This window comes from Enterobacter sp. CRENT-193 (assembly GCF_002787395.1).
GTDB classification, from domain to species: domain Bacteria; phylum Pseudomonadota; class Gammaproteobacteria; order Enterobacterales; family Enterobacteriaceae; genus Enterobacter; species Enterobacter hormaechei_C.
In genome coordinates this window covers 3,986,898-4,002,465 of sequence record NZ_CP024812.1, presented here as the reverse complement: position 1 = coordinate 4,002,465, position 15,568 = coordinate 3,986,898, and the positions used below count along the sequence as shown (strand labels likewise).

The window sequence follows — 15,568 nt, the reverse complement described above, 5'->3', positions numbered from 1 at the left end:
AGCCTGCACGATGCAGGCTTTTTTTTAGGGATGCAGGTTACAGCACCGCGACAATGGCTTCGCACAGCGGCGCCATGTTGTCAGGCGTCATACCTGCAACGTTCACGCGGCCAGATGCAACGGCATACACGCCAAACTCTTCACGCAGGCGCAGCACCTGCTCTTTGGTCAGGCCGCTGAAGGAGAACATGCCGTTCTGCTTGATGATGAAGCTGAAGTCACGGTCAGCGCCTTTCTCAGCCAGCGTGTTCACAAACAGCAGACGCATGCGCTGAATGCGCTGACGCATATCGTTCAGCTCTTGCTCCCAGATGGCGCGCAGCGCATCGTTGCTCAGGATCGTCGCGACCACAGACGCACCGTGTGCCGGTGGGTTGGAGTAGTTAGCGCGGATCACGGACTTCATCTGGCTGAATGCGCGATCGACGGTTGCTTCGTCAGCAGCCACCAGCGTACAGGCGCCGACACGCTCGTTATACAGACCAAAGTTCTTGGAATAGGAGCTTGCGACTATCAACTCCTGATGCACGGCGGCGAATGCACGCAGACCTTCTGCATCTTCTTCCAGACCACGGGCAAAGCCCTGGTAAGCGAAGTCAAACAGCGGCAGCCAGCCTTTTTCAACGGACAGCTTAGCCAGCTGTTCCCACTGCTCAAGCGTAGGATCGATACCGGTTGGGTTATGGCAGCAGCCGTGGAACAGCACCACATCGCCCGCCTGGGCTTCGCTCAGGCTGGCCAGCAGGCCGTCGAAATCCAGCGCGTGGCTGGCTGCGTCGTAGTAGGCGTATTCACGCACTTCCAGACCCGCAGAATTAAACACGCTCTTATGGTTCGGCCAGCTTGGATTGCTTACCCACACACGCTTCACAGAAGTGTTTTTCGCCAGGAAATCTGCCGCCACGCGCAGTGCGCCGGTACCGCCTGGGGTCTGCGCCGTGCGGGCGCGTTTTTCGCTCACAATGGTGCTGCCTTTGCCGAACAGCAGCTCCTGGGTGCAGCGACCAAATTCAGGGATACCATCAATACCGAGGTAGTTTTTGGTGGTTTCGTTTTCCAGCAGATACTGCTCAGCTTTTTTGACGCTGGTCAGTACCGGAGTTTTGCCGGTTTCATCTTTATATACACCAATACCCAGGTTGATTTTTCCAGGGCGGTCGTCGGCGCGAAACAGATCGGCCAGGCCCAGAATTGGGTCGGCAGGAGCGGCAGTAATGTTCTCAAACATGACGAAGTTCCATTGTGATTACAGAAGTGAAATCCGCTATCAGGTTAACGGTAGATTTACAAAATGCCAACCGTTTGCGACGAAAAGCGTGCGGCTTTTCAAAAGTCGCTATTATTTTCTCTCAGGAATAAAAAAACAGGGCCGAAGCCCTGTTCATTAAGCATATAACAACGAGGTGTGCTGATTAGAACTGGTAAACCAGACCCAGAGCCACGATGTCGTCGTTGTTGATGCCCAGCTTGTTGTCGTCTTTCAGCTGGTTGATCTGATAGTCAACATAGGTAGACATGTTTTTGTTGAAGTAGTATGTCGCACCAACGTCGATGTAGTTGATGTAGTCTTCATCACCGATACCTTCTACGTCTTTCGCTTTAGATTTGTAATAAGCGATGGATGGACGCAGACCGAAATCGAACTGGTACTGAGCGACGACAGAGAAGTCCTGAGACTTGTTAGCGAAACCACGGCTGCCCAGACGCGCTGCGTTACGCATTTCGCCATAAATAGCTGCCAGGTAGATGTTGTTCGCGTCATATTTCAGGCCGGTTGCCCACTGTTCAGCTTTGTCGCCTTTACCCCATTCCAGCGTCTGCTGGTTGTTGGTACGGTCAGCGGCGCCATAAGCACCCACAATGCCGAAGCCTTCGAAATCATAGCTCAGTGAGGTTGCCCAGCCGTCGCCGTTGGAACGTACTGCATCAGTACGCTCGTTTTTGCCCAGGTACTGAACACCAAAGTTCAGACCGTCAACCAGGCCGAAGAAGTTGCTGTTACGGTACGTCGCCAGGCCACCGGTACGGCCAGAGAAGAAGTTATCGCTCGCGCCGGTGTCGCCACCGAACTCAGGGAGCATATCGGTGATGCCGATTGCATCATAGACCAGACCGTAGTTACGACCGTAGTCGAAGGAGCCTGCGTCACCGAATTTCAGACCTGCGAATGCCAGACGGGTTTTGTTGCCGTTCTGTGCATCGCCACCTTCAGAGTTGTTACCCTGGAAGTTGTATTCCCACTGACCGTAGCCAGTCAGCTGATCGTTGATCTGAGTTTCGCCTTTGAAGCCCAGACGTGCGTAAGTGTTGTCGCCATCGTTGCTGTCATTATCGGAGAAGTAATGCAGGCCGACTGCTTTCCCGTAAAGATCTAATTTGTTGCCGTCTTTGTTATAGATTTCAGCAGCGTTTGCTGCACCGGCTACCAGCAGGGCAGGGACTACCACTGCCAGGATATTGCGCTTCATCATTATTTATTACCCTCATTGGTTTTTTTATGACACTCGCCACTGCCGTCAATAAATTCTGTCAATAAATATTTCCGGAACTATTGATGAGAGTTAGGGAAGGTGCGAACAAGTTCCTGATATGAGATCATCATATTCATCCGGAGCGCATCCCAGAGGGACATCATGAGCCATCAACTCACCTTCGCCGATAGTGAATTCAGCACTAAGCGCCGTCAGACCCGAAAAGAGATTTTCCTCTCCCGCATGGAGCAGATTCTGCCATGGCAGAATATGACCGCTGTCATCGAGCCGTTTTATCCCAAGGCGGGCAATGGCCGACGGCCCTATCCGCTGGAGACCATGCTGCGTATTCACTGCATGCAGCATTGGTACAACCTGAGCGACGGTGCCATGGAAGATGCCCTGTACGAAATCGCCTCCATGCGCCTGTTTGCCCGATTATCCCTGGATAGCGCCCTGCCGGATCGCACCACCATCATGAATTTCCGCCACCTGCTCGAGCAGCATCAACTGGCCCGTCAATTGTTCAAGACCATCAATCGCTGGCTGGCCGAAGCAGGCGTCATGATGACCCAAGGCACTTTGGTGGATGCCACCATCATTGAGGCACCCAGCTCTACCAAGAACAAAGAGCAGCAACGCGATCCGGAGATGCATCAGACCAAGAAAGGCAATCAGTGGCACTTTGGCATGAAGGCCCACATTGGTGTCGATGCCAAGAGTGGCCTGACCCACAGCCTGGTCACCACCGCGGCCAACGAGCATGACCTCAATCAGCTGGGTAATCTGCTTCATGGAGAGGAGCAATTTGTCTCAGCCGATGCCGGCTACCAAGGAGCGCCACAGCGCGAGGAGCTGGCCGAGGTGGATGTGGACTGGCTGATCGCCGAGCGTCCCGGCAGGGTAAAAACCTTGAAGCAGCATCCGCGCAAGAACAAAACGGCCATCAACATCGAATACATGAAAGCCAGCATCCGTGCCAGGGTGGAGCACCCGTTTCGCATCATCAAGCGGCAGTTCGGCTTCGTGAAAGCCAGATACAAGGGGCTGCTGAAAAACGATAACCAACTGGCGATGTTATTCACCCTGGCCAACCTGTTTCGGGTGGACCAAATGATACGTCAGTGGGAGAGATCTCAGTAAAAACCGGAAATAACGCCAGAAATGGTGGAAAAAATAGCCTAAATAGGCTGATTCGATGTGTTTGCGGGAAAAAAATCGGCCCAGATCCGCGAAATTTTAATCAGCGAGTCAGCTTGGGAAGAAATGACCTGCTTATTCGCACCTTCCTTAGGTGTCTTTATGTGTCTGACAGGCATCTTTCCATTCATAGAACCGTTTCGCTACACTGAAAGTGCTACAATCTTCAAAATTCAGTTACCAAAAGAAAATATATGTAACTAAATATGTATTTTTGGGAACTTTGTGAAGCACCTCAAACTTCAGCGCTTTCTGGTGAATTAACCCTCCGCTTTATTCTTATATATATGATTTCCTTATGTTTAATTTAGCTAAAGGCCTTTCGTATAAACAGAAGTTAAACGGCTCATTTTTTCTTATAATCGACAAAAGCCATCCAGATGGCTGTGAGGGTGGTTGTTTTTTGTGCTATTGCGTAAGGATTGTATTAAGCGCCATAAAAATGGAGTTAATTTTTTATCTCAGGGTATTTCGTGGAAACAAAACGTAACAGGTAGAGGTAATCGCGGGGTTGTGGTTTAAAGACGCTTACTTTTGACTGACGAAAACTGACATTGCAGGATAAAATAATGGCCAGCATTTGCTGGCCATTAAGGATTTGGTCGGTTAGAAACTTGCGTTACGCGGTGTGCGTGGGAACGGAATCACATCACGTACGTTCTGAACACCTGTTACGTAAGCAATCAGACGTTCAAAGCCCAGGCCAAAGCCGGAGTGCGGGACGGTGCCGTAGCGACGGAGATCGCGATACCAGCTGTAGTCCGCCGGGTTCAGACCCATCTCCTGCATACGCGCGTCCAGCACATCCAGTCGCTCTTCACGCTGGGAGCCACCGATAATCTCACCGATGCCCGGCGCCAGCACGTCCATCGCGGCAACGGTTTTACCGTCTTCGTTAAGGCGCATATAGAACGCCTTAATGTCTTTCGGATAATTTTTCACCACAACCGGTGCTTTGAAGTGCTTCTCTGCCAGATAACGTTCGTGCTCGGAGGAGAGATCCACGCCCCAGTAAACCGGGTTTTCGAATTTCTCACCGCATTTTTCCAGGATAGCGACCGCGTCGGTGTAATCCACCTGCGCGAAGTCTGCGGAGACGAAGCGCTCAAGACGGGCGATGGCGTCGTTATCGACACGCTCAGCGAAGAATTTCATGTCGTCTGCGCGCTCTTCGAGAACCGCTTTGAACACGTATTTCAGCATCGCTTCTGCCAGGCCTGCCACGTCATTCAGATCGGCAAAGGCCACTTCCGGCTCCAGCATCCAGAATTCCGCCAGGTGACGGCTGGTGTTGGAGTTTTCCGCACGGAAGGTTGGGCCGAAGGTATAGATCTTAGACAGCGCACAGGCGTAGGTTTCGCCGTTCAGCTGGCCAGAAACCGTCAGGAAGGCTTCTTTACCAAAGAAGTCTTTGTCGTAATCCACTTTACCTTCCGGCGTACGCGGCAGGTTTTCCATATCCAGCGTTGAAACGCGGAACATTTCACCTGCGCCTTCGGTATCGGATGCCGTGATCAGCGGAGTAGAAACCCAGAAGTAACCCTGCTCGTCAAAGAAGCGATGCAGCGCCTGCGCCAGCGTATGACGCACGCGGGCAACCGCACCAATCAGGTTGGTGCGCGGACGCAGGTGCGCAACTTCACGCAGATATTCGATGCTGTGACGCTTTGCAGCCATCGGGTAGGTGTCCGGATCTTCAACCCAGCCGGTCACTTCCACCGAGGTCGCCTGAATTTCGTAGCTCTGACCCTGGCCCGGAGAGGCCACCACTACACCGGTGACGATCACGGAACAACCGGTTGTCAGGTGCAGAACGTCATCATTGTAATTGGGCAGAGAATTATTAATGACGGCCTGTACAGGATCAAAGCAGGAACCGTCATAGACGGCGAGGAAGGAGATGCCAGCTTTAGAATCTCGGCGAGTACGCACCCATCCGCGCACGGTGACCTCCTGGTCAACGGCGACACGGCCCTGGAGTACGTCGGCTACAGGCACAACGCTCATAATATTCTCTCTGTTAATAGTCGGAAAAAATAAACACTTGTCCGCCCTTATAGGGGGGATATCTATGTTACCTGCCATCCGCTATCAGACAAGTAAATTTCACCGTCTTGAGAGAAGAAATAAGAAATAAATAAGAGAAGGGGAGCCATGAAGGCTCCCCCGAAGCCGTTAACTGGCTTTTTTAACCTGAGGCAGATCGAAGGCTTTACGTAATGCGCGGACAAACGCTTTGTCATGGCAGATGGTTTTGCCAGGGCTGTCGGAGAGCTTCGCGACCGGCTTACCGTTACATTCCACTAGCTTTATGACGATGTTCAGCGGTTTCACCTGGGGGATATCACAGGTTAAGCGCGTACCAATCCCGAAACTCAGGTTCACCCGCGATGAGAAGTGGCGATAAAGGTCGACGGCTTTCGCCAGGTCAAGGTTATCGGAAAAGACCAGCACCTTACTCATTGGGTCGATACCCAGCTTTTCGTAATGGGCGATGGCTTTCTCACCCCATTCAACCGGGTCCCCGGAATCATGGCGCAAACCCTGGTAGCGTTCGGCAAACTCAGGGCCAAAGTCGCGCAGGAACGCGTCCATGGTAATGCAGTCGGTAAGGGCAATACCCAGCCGATCCGGGTATTCCTCTAGCCACGCGGCGAGGGCGGCGCGCTGGCTGTTGGCAAGGTCAGGGCTGATCTGCTGGTGCGCCTGGAACCATTCGTGCGCCTGGGTGCCCATCGGCGTTAAATCAAGGCGACGTGCCAGATCGTAGTTACTGGTGCCAACGAACCACGGCTCCTGTTGCAGACGTCTGACAATGGCTTCCTGAACCTCGCGAGAGAAGCGGCGGCGCGTGCCAAAGTCCATCAGACGGAAGCGGGACATATCCAGCCCTTCGGTCAGTCTGGAAAACTCAACGAGTTTATTCTCCAGAGCGGCGACCGCCTGCGTCACACCGGTTTCAGGGGAGCGATAGCGGTGGGCCAGCTCGCTGATCACGGCCAGAAGCGGCACTTCCCACATGATCACCTCGCGCCACGGGCCGGTCAGACGAATGTCCAGCTTGCCGTTATCATTGGTGACGGTGACCTGTTCCGGCTTATAGCGGAACTCACGCAGCCAGTTCAGATAGTCCGCTTTAAAGAAAGGCAGGCCTGAAAGCCACTGATATTCGTCATCGGTGAGCGCCAGATGCTGCATGGCCTCGACCTGTTCACGAATGGAATCTGCGTAGATACCCAGCAAGTCGTCACCCCGGCAGCGAAATTCCGCCGCAACATGGACATCATGATAGTGGTGAAACACGGCTTGCTGCATATGCAGCTTGTACGCGTCGGTATCCAGCAACGTATGCAGAACCGGAGAAGCGAATTGAGTCATAGGTGCGCTGTAGCATCCTCTCACGGGAGCGTTTAGTACAATAAACAACTCCGGAGTATACCCTGTTTAGTGATTTATTGAACCCCGATCACAACATAAGCACACTTTATGGTCGAGAGCATTTCGTGCCCCGTGTTATAAAAATGTAGCAAAAAAGGGCGTTGTGCCTGAAAAGATGAACATTCTGCATAGCGCGTTTTACACAACAGGAATATATTGAATCGTTACTCGACAAACGATGCATAAGGTTTTCTATGACACAACAGCCACAAGCTAAATACCGCCACGACTACCGTGCGCCGGAATACCTGATAAGCGATATCGATCTGACTTTCGACCTGGATGCCACAAAAACCGTCGTGACGGCGGTAAGCCAGGTGACGCGCCAGAGCGCGACAGCCGTGCCGCTGCGTCTGGATGGTGAAGACCTGACGCTGGTTTCCCTGCATATTAACGATGAAGCCTGGTCAGACTATAAAGAAGAAGGCAACCAGCTGGTCATCGACAACCTGCCGGAACGCTTTACCCTGCGCATCGTGAATGAAATTAGCCCTGCCGCCAATACCGCGCTGGAAGGGCTTTACCAGTCAGGCGTAGCCCTGTGTACCCAGTGTGAAGCCGAAGGTTTCCGCCACATTACCTGGTATCTTGATCGCCCGGACGTCCTGGCGCGCTTTACCACCAAAATTATTGCCGACAAAACGCTGTACCCGTACCTGCTCTCCAACGGCAACCGGATTGGCGAGGGGGAAATGGAGAATGGCCGTCACTGGGTACAGTGGCAGGATCCGTTCCCGAAACCCTGCTATCTGTTTGCGCTGGTGGCGGGAGATTTCGATGTTCTCCGCGACACCTTTAAAACGCGCTCTGGCCGTGAAGTCGCGCTGGAGCTGTTCGTGGATCGTGGCAACCTTGACCGCGCACCGTGGGCAATGACCTCTCTCATCAACTCCATGAAGTGGGATGAAACGCGCTTTGGTCTCGAATATGACCTCGACATCTATATGATTGTTGCTGTCGATTTCTTCAACATGGGCGCGATGGAGAATAAAGGTCTTAACATCTTTAACTCCAAATACGTGCTGGCGCGTACCGATACCGCCACGGATAAAGATTACCTCGATATCGAACGCGTTATCGGCCACGAATATTTTCACAACTGGACCGGGAACCGCGTCACCTGTCGCGACTGGTTCCAGCTGAGCCTGAAAGAGGGCTTAACCGTCTTCCGCGATCAGGAGTTCAGCTCCGATCTGGGATCGCGGGCGGTGAACCGCATCAACAACGTGCGCACTATGCGTGGTCTGCAATTTGCAGAAGATGCCAGCCCAATGGCCCACCCGATCCGCCCGGATAAAGTCATTGAGATGAATAACTTCTACACCCTGACGGTGTATGAAAAAGGCGCTGAAATTATCCGCATGATCCACACCCTGCTGGGCGAAGAGAATTTCCAGAAAGGGATGCAGCTTTACTTCGAGCGTCACGACGGCAGTGCGGCCACCTGCGACGATTTCGTCCAGGCGATGGAGGACGCCTCTAACGTGGATCTGTCTCATTTCCGCCGCTGGTACAGCCAGGCCGGTACGCCGATCGTGACGGTCAAAGACGACTACAACCCGGAAACCGAGCAGTACACGCTGACCATCAGCCAGCGCACGCCGCCAACGGCCGAGCAGGAAGAGAAACATCCGCTGCATATACCGTTCAGCGTTGAGCTGTACGACAACGAAGGCAACGTGATCCCGTTACAGAAGGGCGGTCACCCGGTGCATAACGTGCTGAACGTGACCCAGGCAGAGCAGACCTTTATTTTCGATAACGTCTATTTCCAGCCCGTTCCTGCCCTGCTGTGCGAATTCTCTGCGCCGGTGAAACTCGAATATAAGTGGAGCGATCAGCAGCTGACGTTCCTGATGCGTCACGCGCGCAACGATTTCTCGCGCTGGGATGCGGCACAAAGCCTGCTGGCGACCTACATCAAGCTGAACGTCAACCGTTACCAGCAGGGCCAGCCGTTGACGCTGCCGGTTCATGTGGCAGACGCGTTCCGTGCCATCCTGCTGGATGAGAACATTGACCCGGCGCTGGCGGCTGAAATTTTAACGCTGCCGTCTGCGACTGAAATCGCCGAGCTGTTTGACATCATTGATCCGATTGCCATCGTCGCCGTGCGTGAAGCGCTGACCCGCACGCTGGCGACCGAACTGGCAGATGAGTTCCTCGCCATTTACAACGCCAACAAGCTGGACGCGTATCGGGTGGAACATGCGGATATCGGTAAACGTTCCCTGCGCAATACCTGCCTGCGCTATCTGGCGTTTGGTGAGGCAGAGCTGGCGAACACGCTGGTCAGCAAGCAGTACCACGAAGCCGATAACATGACGGATGCCCTGGCCGCGCTGGCTGCAAGCGTTGCCGCCGAGCTGCCGTGCCGCGATGCGCTGATGCAGGAGTACGACGACAAGTGGTATCAGGATGGACTGGTGATGGACAAGTGGTTCATCCTTCAGGCCACCAGTCCGGCAGCCGATGTACTCAGCAAAGTACGTAGCCTGCTGAAGCACCGTTCGTTCACCATGAGCAACCCGAACCGCGTCCGCTCTCTGATTGGTGCCTTCGCCAGCAGCAACCCGGCCGCGTTCCATGCCGAAGACGGCAGCGGTTATCAGTTCATGGTTGAAATGCTGACCGAGCTGAACAGCCGTAACCCGCAGGTGGCGTCTCGTCTGATTGAGCCGCTGATCCGCCTGAAACGTTACGATGCGCAGCGTCAGGCGAAAATGCGCGCCGCGCTTGAGCAGCTGAAAGGGCTGGAAAATCTGTCTGGCGATCTGTACGAGAAGATTGCTAAGGCGCTCGCCTGATGTAAAAAAGCCCGGTGGCGCTACGCTTACCGGGCCTACGTGGGGCCGCGGGGCATCGGTTTTCTCCCTCTCCCTGTGGGAGAGGGCCGGGGTGAGGGCATCAGGCATTAGCCTTTATCCGCTGAATCTCCGCTTCCCCACGCTTCATCACCCGATCCAGCACTTCGGCTTCCAGCTCCCCCAGTCGGGCCGATCCCACGCGGCGAGGACGCGGAATATCTACCGTCAGATCCAGACCAATTTTACCTTCTTCTATTAACAGCACCCTGTCTGCCATTGCCACGGCTTCACTGACATCATGCGTCACCAGCAGCACCGTAAAGCCGTGCGTCTGCCATAGGGTTTCAATCAGATCCTGCATTTCGATCCGCGTCAGGGCATCAAGCGCGCCGAGCGGTTCATCAAGCAGCAGCAGGCCGGGACGATGAATCAGCGCGCGTGCCAGCGCTACGCGCTGCTTTTGTCCACCCGACAGGGCCGCAGGCCACTCTCCCGCGCGATTCTCCAGCCCTACCGCAGCGAGTGCCTGCCGGGCGTCCTCCCGCCAGATGCCCTTCAGGCCCAGCCCGACGTTATCCATCACCGTTTTCCACGGCAGCAGACGCGCATCCTGAAACATCATGCGCGTATCATCCTGAATCGTGGCCAGCGGCGTAGTGCCTGCCAGAATGTCACCGCTGTTTGGCGCTTCCAGCCCGGCTAAAAGACGCAGCAGGGTACTCTTGCCGCCACCGCTGCGGCCGACAACGGCAACAAACTGTCCGGCAGGAATATGCAGATCCAGTGCATTCAGAATGGTGTTGTCGCCGTAGCGTTTGGTCACGCCGTTCAGCAGTAACGGTGTTCCCTGGTTCAGTCGTGCAGTATTCATGCTTTCGCCTCCTGAGCGGTGTAGGCCGGGTTCCAGCGCAGCCAGCTACGTTCCAGCCACTGGGCGCTGACGTCCGCAAGTTTGCCGAGCAGGGCATAAAGGATAATGGCAACCACCACCACGTCCGTTTGCAGGAACTCGCGGGCGTTCATCGCCAGATAACCAATGCCGGAGTTAGCCGAAATGGTTTCCGCCACGATCAGGGTTAGCCACATCAGGCCGAGCGCAAAACGCACCCCAACCATAATGGAGGGCAGGGCGCCCGGCAGGATCACATGGGTAAACAGGGCAAAACCTGACAGGCCATAGCTGCGGGCCATCTCAACCAGACCGCGATCGATATTGCGGATCCCATGCCAGGTATTGATATAAATCGGGAATAACGTTCCCAGCGCCACGAGGAAAATTTTGGCGCTCTCATCAATGCCAAACCACAAAATAACCAGTGGGATAAGCGCCAGATGCGGCACGTTACGCAGCATCTGAACGGAGGTATCCAGCAGCCGCTCACCCCAGCGGGACAGGCCGCTGATCAGCCCCAGCGTCAGGCCGATGCTTCCGCCAATCGAAAAGCCGATTACCGCGCGCCAGGAGCTGATGGCAAGATGTTGCCACAGCTCACCGCTGGCGCTGAGCGACCAGAACGCTTCCACAACGCCCTCCGGAGAGGGCAAAATGCGGCTCGACAGCCAGCCAGTTGAAGACGCCAGTTGCCAGACGAGGACAATGCCGACGGGCAGAAACCACGGCGCGGCGCGCAGTAGCCATTTTTGTGCGGTTGCAGACATGGTGGCTCCTTAGCTTTGCACGACTTTTCTCGGGATAAACGCGTTCGCCACGGCTTCGCCCTGTAACTGAAGCTGGCGTGGCTGCGGAATTTCCGGGATAGCGACATCCAGGTGCGGGAACAGCAGTTCACCCACCTTGTACGCCTCCTCCAGATGCGGGTAGCCAGACAGGATAAAGCTGTCGATCCCCAGCGCCGCGTATTCATTAATGCGTGCCGCTACGGTTGGACCGTCGCCGACCAGCGCCGTGCCGGCGCCGCCGCGCACCAGACCCACCCCGGCCCACAGGTTCGGGCTGATCTCAAGATTTTCACGCTTGCCGTTGTGCAGGGAGGCCATACGGTGCTGGCCCACGGAGTCGGTTTTGGCAAACGCCGCCTGTGCTTTAGCGATAGTATCGTCGTCCAGATGAGCGATCAGACGGTCGGCGGCTTGCCAGGCCTCGTCGTTGGTTTCGCGGACGATCACGTGCAGGCGAATACCAAAGCGTACCGTACGGCCATGTTCTGCGGCTTTAGCGCGTACCTGAGCAATTTTCTCTTTCACCAGCTCCGGTGGCTCGCCCCAGGTCAGATAGAGATCGACCTGCTCAGCCGCCAGCTCCTGCGCCACGTCCGACGATCCGCCAAAATAGAGGGGAGGGCGCGGCTGCTGTACCGGCGGGAAGTAGAGCTGCGCATCGCGAACGTGGATATGTTTCCCTTCGAAGGTGACGGTTTCCCCTTCCAGCAGACGTCGCCAGACGCGGGTGAACTCAGCGGAGGCTTCATAGCGTTCGGTATGATCGAGGAAAACGCCATCCCCCGCCAGCTCCTGCGGATCGCTGCCCGTCACAAGGTTGAACAGCGCACGGCCGTTGGAAAGCCTGTCCAGCGTTGCCGCCTGACGCGCCGCGACGGTGGGCGACACCACGCTCGGGCGCAAGGCTACCAGGAATTTCAGGCGCTGGGTGACGGGGATCATTGACGCGGCAACCAGCCACGCATCCTCACATGAACGGCCCGTCGGGATCAGCACCCCGGTAAAACCGATGCGGTCTGCCGCCTGGGCGATCTGCTGTAGGTAGCCGTGATCGACCGGGCGGGCGCCTTCTTCTGTGCCAAGATAGTGTCCATCACCGTGGGTGGGTAAAAACCAGAAAAGATTCAGACTCATGATTTTTTTCCTTCAATGCCAGCGGGTTGCCAGATGCGTTCGCGAATATTCACCTGCTTTGGAACCAGGCGGTTTTGATAAAAGAGGTCTGCCGTTTGCTGCTGGAGAGCGGCAACGTGGGCGTCAACCGGTGCTATGGTGGTGGGAGGACGGTGGTCAAGATAGGTGGCGATCACCGGTTCAGGCAGGCCCATGGTTTTTGCCAGCAGCGTGATGCTCTGCTGACGCTGGCTTTGGGTCAGCGCATCGGCCTGAGAGAAGGTATCCAGCACCTGGTGAATAAATGCGCCATTTTTCTCAGCGTAAGGACGTGCCGCCAGGTAGAACGAACCGGTCTGCTTCAGGGTGGTGCCGTCTTTCAGCACCCGCACACCGCCCTGCAACAGTGCGGCGGAGTAGTACGGATCCCAGATAGCCCAGGCATCAACATTTTTTTGCTGAAACGCCGCGCGCGCATCGGCAGGCGTCAGGTAAACGGGCTGGATATCGGTGAATTTTAGGCCGGCCTCCTGCAACGCGCGCAGCAGCAGGTTGTGCGAGCTTGAACCTTTCTGGAAAGCAACCTTATGGCCTTTGAGGTCGGCGACGCTTTTGATCTCGCTGTTTTCGGGCACCAAAATAACCTCTGCCTTCGGCTTGGCGGGCTCAACGCCAACGTAAACCAGATCCGCCCCGGCAGCCTGCGCAAAGATCGGCGGGATATCGCCGGTGCTGCCTAAATCAATACTCCCGACGTTCAGCGCCTCCAGCATCTGTGGTCCGGCAGGGAACTCGACCCATGAGAATTTGGTCTCCGGGAAACGCTTCTCCAGCAACGCATGGCTTTTCGCCAGCACCATGCTGACGCTGCCTTTCTGATAACCGATACGCAGGCTCTCCGGCGCTTTCACCGTCGCCTGAGCCAGCGACGCCACTGCCAGCAGACCTGCCAGCCCGATACGGGTAACTGTTTTAAACATGCGCCACTCCTTGTGATTGATGAAATGCCGCCGCGTGGCGATCCCGACGGTTCAGGGCGTGCCAGAAGGTTTCAAGCGCGCTGTCGAGGCGGGTTTGCAGATTCGGCGTGAAATGCGGTTTATGCTGGTAGTCGATTACCTGTGAGTCGTCAGCGAAGACGCCATGCAGGATCTCCTGTGCTTTCAGCGCGTTCAGAACCGGCTTGAGGGCATAATCCACCGCCAGTAAATGGGCTACCGTACCGCCTGTGGCCAGCGGCAGGACGACCTTACCGTCCAGCGCACGTTCGGGCAGCAGATCGAGGAGCGTTTTCAGTGCGCCGGAAAAAGAAGCTTTATAAATCGGTGTCGCGACGACCAGCCCGTCAGCACTCTTAAGTTGTTCGATCAGGGTTTTCAGCGCCGGGCTGTCGAAACGGGCGTAGAGCAGATCTTCAGGCGCGAAATTGTGCAAATTCCAGTGACACACTTCGACATCCAGAGCATTAAGCTTTTCGCGAGCGTATTCCAGCAGTGCGCTGGAGCGAGAGGGGAAGCGGGGGCTTCCGGCCAGGGTAATGACGCGCATGGTTGCTCCTTATAACTAATTGTTTGCTTTTATCTAACATTCATAACAATTTTCAGGAGTGTGACATTGCGTGGTTATTCCACTAAATGATTTATCCTCAGGATGAATGCAGAAAAATGCATAAGAAGCGAACCGATAAGTAAACGATTGCGTTTTACGTGGCTTTTTTTGCCACAGGTCAATTCCCTTTCCGGGCGGGATCGCACATAATCCCCTCCCGGTTTGCACACCGGGAATCCAGGAGAGTTCATGTACTACCCCTTCGTTCGTAAAGCCCTTTTCCAGCTCGATCCTGAGCGCGCTCATGAATTTACATTTCAGCAGTTACGCCGTATTACAGGAACGCCTCTGGCCGCGCTGGTGCATCAAAACGTGCCGGAAAAACCAGTTCAGTGCATGGGCCTGACTTTCAAAAATCCACTGGGCCTGGCGGCCGGTCTGGACAAAAATGGCGAATGCATTGATGCACTCGGTGCGATGGGCTTTGGCTCGATCGAAATCGGGACGGTAACGCCGCGTCCGCAGCCGGGAAATGACAAGCCACGTCTGTTTCGCCTGGTTGAAGCCGAAGGGCTGATCAACCGCATGGGCTTTAATAACCTTGGCGTCGATCATCTGGTTGAGAACGTTAAGAAAGCCCATTTTGATGGCGTGCTGGGTATAAATATTGGCAAAAATAAAGACACGCCGGTCGAGCAGGGTAAAGATGACTATCTGATTTGTATGGAAAAAGTCTATGCCTATGCCGGTTATATTGCGGTGAATATTTCCTCGCCTAACACCCCAGGGCTGCGTTCATTACAATATGGCGAAGCGCTCGACGATCTTCTTAGCGCCATTAAAAATAAACAAACGGCGCTACAGGCGATCCACCATAAATATGTTCCGGTCGCGGTTAAGATCGCCCCGGATCTTTCGGCAGAAGAATTGATCCAGGTTGCCGACAGTTTAGTTCGCCATAATATTGATGGTGTGATTGCGACCAATACGACACTCGATCGCTCTCTCGTTCAGGGAATGAAAAACTGTGACGAAGCGGGTGGATTAAGTGGCCGTCCGGTACAATTAAAAAGCACCGAAATTATTCGCGCACTCTCCGCGGAATTAAAAGGCCAGCTGCCGATTATTGGCGTGGGTGGCATTGACTCCGTCATCGCTGCACGTGAGAAGATGGCGGCAGGCGCATCGCTGGTGCAAATTTATTCCGGCTTTATTTTTAAAGGGCCGCCGCTGATTAAAGAAATCGTCACGCATATCTAATCTTTTCTCTTAATCAGACAACCAGGGCTTTATTTCCAGCCCTGGTTGTTT

13 protein-coding genes are annotated in these 15,568 nt (G+C 54.8%); 4 read left to right on the top strand and 9 right to left on the bottom strand.

The window, feature by feature from the left end:
• Positions 1-37 precede the first annotated feature (37 nt).
• Together CU081_RS20070 and ompF are read right to left on the bottom strand one after the other, a co-directional pair.
• Positions 38-1,228: an amino acid aminotransferase gene (locus CU081_RS20070; RefSeq protein WP_003858198.1), complete on the bottom strand. Its 1,191-nt coding sequence runs from the start codon at positions 1,226-1,228 to the stop codon at positions 38-40.
• 184 nt (positions 1,229-1,412) lie between these two features.
• Complete coding sequence (gene ompF, locus CU081_RS20065) at positions 1,413-2,471, bottom strand: porin OmpF (RefSeq protein WP_022650730.1); 1,059 nt, start codon at positions 2,469-2,471, stop codon at positions 1,413-1,415.
• Between the two features lie 162 nt (positions 2,472-2,633).
• On the opposite strand from ompF, the gene CU081_RS20060 reads away from it, so the two are divergent.
• The gene (locus tag CU081_RS20060; RefSeq protein ID WP_000019450.1) at positions 2,634-3,614 is read left to right on the top strand and encodes an IS5-like element ISKpn26 family transposase; all 981 of its coding nucleotides are present in this window, start codon (positions 2,634-2,636) and stop codon (positions 3,612-3,614) included.
• Entirely contained in the window at positions 3,596-3,823 is a 228-nt protein-coding gene (locus CU081_RS26775) for a hypothetical protein (RefSeq protein WP_315941693.1), read from the top strand. The genes CU081_RS20060 and CU081_RS26775 overlap by 19 nt, the downstream gene beginning before the upstream one ends.
• 454 nt (positions 3,824-4,277) lie before the next feature.
• Here CU081_RS26775 and asnS read toward each other — a convergent pair whose 3' ends face one another.
• Both asnS and pncB read right to left on the bottom strand, forming a co-directional pair.
• On the bottom strand, positions 4,278-5,678 hold the full coding sequence (gene asnS, locus CU081_RS20050) for an asparagine--tRNA ligase (protein WP_003858191.1): 1,401 nt from the start codon (positions 5,676-5,678) through the stop codon (positions 4,278-4,280).
• Between the two features lie 168 nt (positions 5,679-5,846).
• Positions 5,847-7,049 (bottom strand): nicotinate phosphoribosyltransferase, encoded by a 1,203-nt coding sequence (pncB, locus tag CU081_RS20045; protein WP_003858188.1) that lies wholly within the window; start codon positions 7,047-7,049, stop codon positions 5,847-5,849.
• Positions 7,050-7,303: 254 nt separating this feature from the next.
• Between pncB and pepN the strand changes: the two genes are divergently transcribed.
• The gene (gene pepN, locus CU081_RS20040) at positions 7,304-9,916 is read left to right on the top strand and encodes an aminopeptidase N (RefSeq protein WP_022650731.1); all 2,613 of its coding nucleotides are present in this window, start codon (positions 7,304-7,306) and stop codon (positions 9,914-9,916) included.
• A gap of 100 nt (positions 9,917-10,016) precedes the next feature.
• Here pepN and ssuB read toward each other — a convergent pair whose 3' ends face one another.
• Genes ssuB through ssuE form a run of 5 tightly spaced genes read right to left on the bottom strand, consistent with a single transcriptional unit; the run spans position 10,017 to position 14,257 of the window.
• On the bottom strand, positions 10,017-10,787 hold the full coding sequence (gene ssuB / locus CU081_RS20035; protein ID WP_022650732.1) for an aliphatic sulfonates ABC transporter ATP-binding protein: 771 nt from the start codon (positions 10,785-10,787) through the stop codon (positions 10,017-10,019).
• A complete protein-coding gene (gene ssuC, locus CU081_RS20030) occupies positions 10,784-11,575 on the bottom strand; it encodes an aliphatic sulfonate ABC transporter permease SsuC (protein ID WP_003858185.1) in 792 nt (263 codons plus the stop codon). The genes ssuB and ssuC overlap by 4 nt, the downstream gene beginning before the upstream one ends.
• A 9-nt stretch (positions 11,576-11,584) precedes the next feature.
• The gene (gene ssuD / locus CU081_RS20025) at positions 11,585-12,730 is read right to left on the bottom strand and encodes an FMNH2-dependent alkanesulfonate monooxygenase (RefSeq protein ID WP_022650733.1); all 1,146 of its coding nucleotides are present in this window, start codon (positions 12,728-12,730) and stop codon (positions 11,585-11,587) included.
• Positions 12,727-13,689 carry a sulfonate ABC transporter substrate-binding protein gene (locus CU081_RS20020; protein WP_022650734.1) on the bottom strand — a complete coding sequence of 321 codons (963 nt, stop codon included), beginning with the start codon at positions 13,687-13,689 and terminating at the stop codon, positions 12,727-12,729. Before CU081_RS20020 ends, ssuD begins: the two co-directional genes overlap by 4 nt.
• Positions 13,682-14,257 (bottom strand): NADPH-dependent FMN reductase, encoded by a 576-nt coding sequence (gene ssuE, locus CU081_RS20015; protein WP_003858180.1) that lies wholly within the window; start codon positions 14,255-14,257, stop codon positions 13,682-13,684. Before ssuE ends, CU081_RS20020 begins: the two co-directional genes overlap by 8 nt.
• A gap of 249 nt (positions 14,258-14,506) precedes the next feature.
• Here ssuE and pyrD point away from each other — a divergent pair, with 249 nt between their 5' ends.
• Positions 14,507-15,517: a quinone-dependent dihydroorotate dehydrogenase gene (gene pyrD / locus CU081_RS20010; protein WP_022650735.1), complete on the top strand. Its 1,011-nt coding sequence runs from the start codon at positions 14,507-14,509 to the stop codon at positions 15,515-15,517.
• Positions 15,518-15,568: the final 51 nt, after the last annotated feature.

What these genes read in the sequence shown, in the direction of transcription:
- CU081_RS20070 (WP_003858198.1), bottom strand. Translation starts at nt 1,228, where the DNA reads ATGTTTGAGAACATTACTGCCGCTCCTGCCGACCCAATTCTGGGCCTG.
- ompF (WP_022650730.1), bottom strand. Translation starts at nt 2,471, where the DNA reads ATGATGAAGCGCAATATCCTGGCAGTGGTAGTCCCTGCCCTGCTGGTA.
- CU081_RS20060 (WP_000019450.1), top strand. Translation starts at nt 2,634, where the DNA reads ATGAGCCATCAACTCACCTTCGCCGATAGTGAATTCAGCACTAAGCGC.
- asnS (WP_003858191.1), bottom strand. Translation starts at nt 5,678, where the DNA reads ATGAGCGTTGTGCCTGTAGCCGACGTACTCCAGGGCCGTGTCGCCGTT.
- pncB (WP_003858188.1), bottom strand. Translation starts at nt 7,049, where the DNA reads ATGACTCAATTCGCTTCTCCGGTTCTGCATACGTTGCTGGATACCGAC.
- pepN (WP_022650731.1), top strand. Translation starts at nt 7,304, where the DNA reads ATGACACAACAGCCACAAGCTAAATACCGCCACGACTACCGTGCGCCG.
- ssuB (WP_022650732.1), bottom strand. Translation starts at nt 10,787, where the DNA reads ATGAATACTGCACGACTGAACCAGGGAACACCGTTACTGCTGAACGGC.
- ssuC (WP_003858185.1), bottom strand. Translation starts at nt 11,575, where the DNA reads ATGTCTGCAACCGCACAAAAATGGCTACTGCGCGCCGCGCCGTGGTTT.
- ssuD (WP_022650733.1), bottom strand. Translation starts at nt 12,730, where the DNA reads ATGAGTCTGAATCTTTTCTGGTTTTTACCCACCCACGGTGATGGACAC.
- CU081_RS20020 (WP_022650734.1), bottom strand. Translation starts at nt 13,689, where the DNA reads ATGTTTAAAACAGTTACCCGTATCGGGCTGGCAGGTCTGCTGGCAGTG.
- ssuE (WP_003858180.1), bottom strand. Translation starts at nt 14,257, where the DNA reads ATGCGCGTCATTACCCTGGCCGGAAGCCCCCGCTTCCCCTCTCGCTCC.
- pyrD (WP_022650735.1), top strand. Translation starts at nt 14,507, where the DNA reads ATGTACTACCCCTTCGTTCGTAAAGCCCTTTTCCAGCTCGATCCTGAG.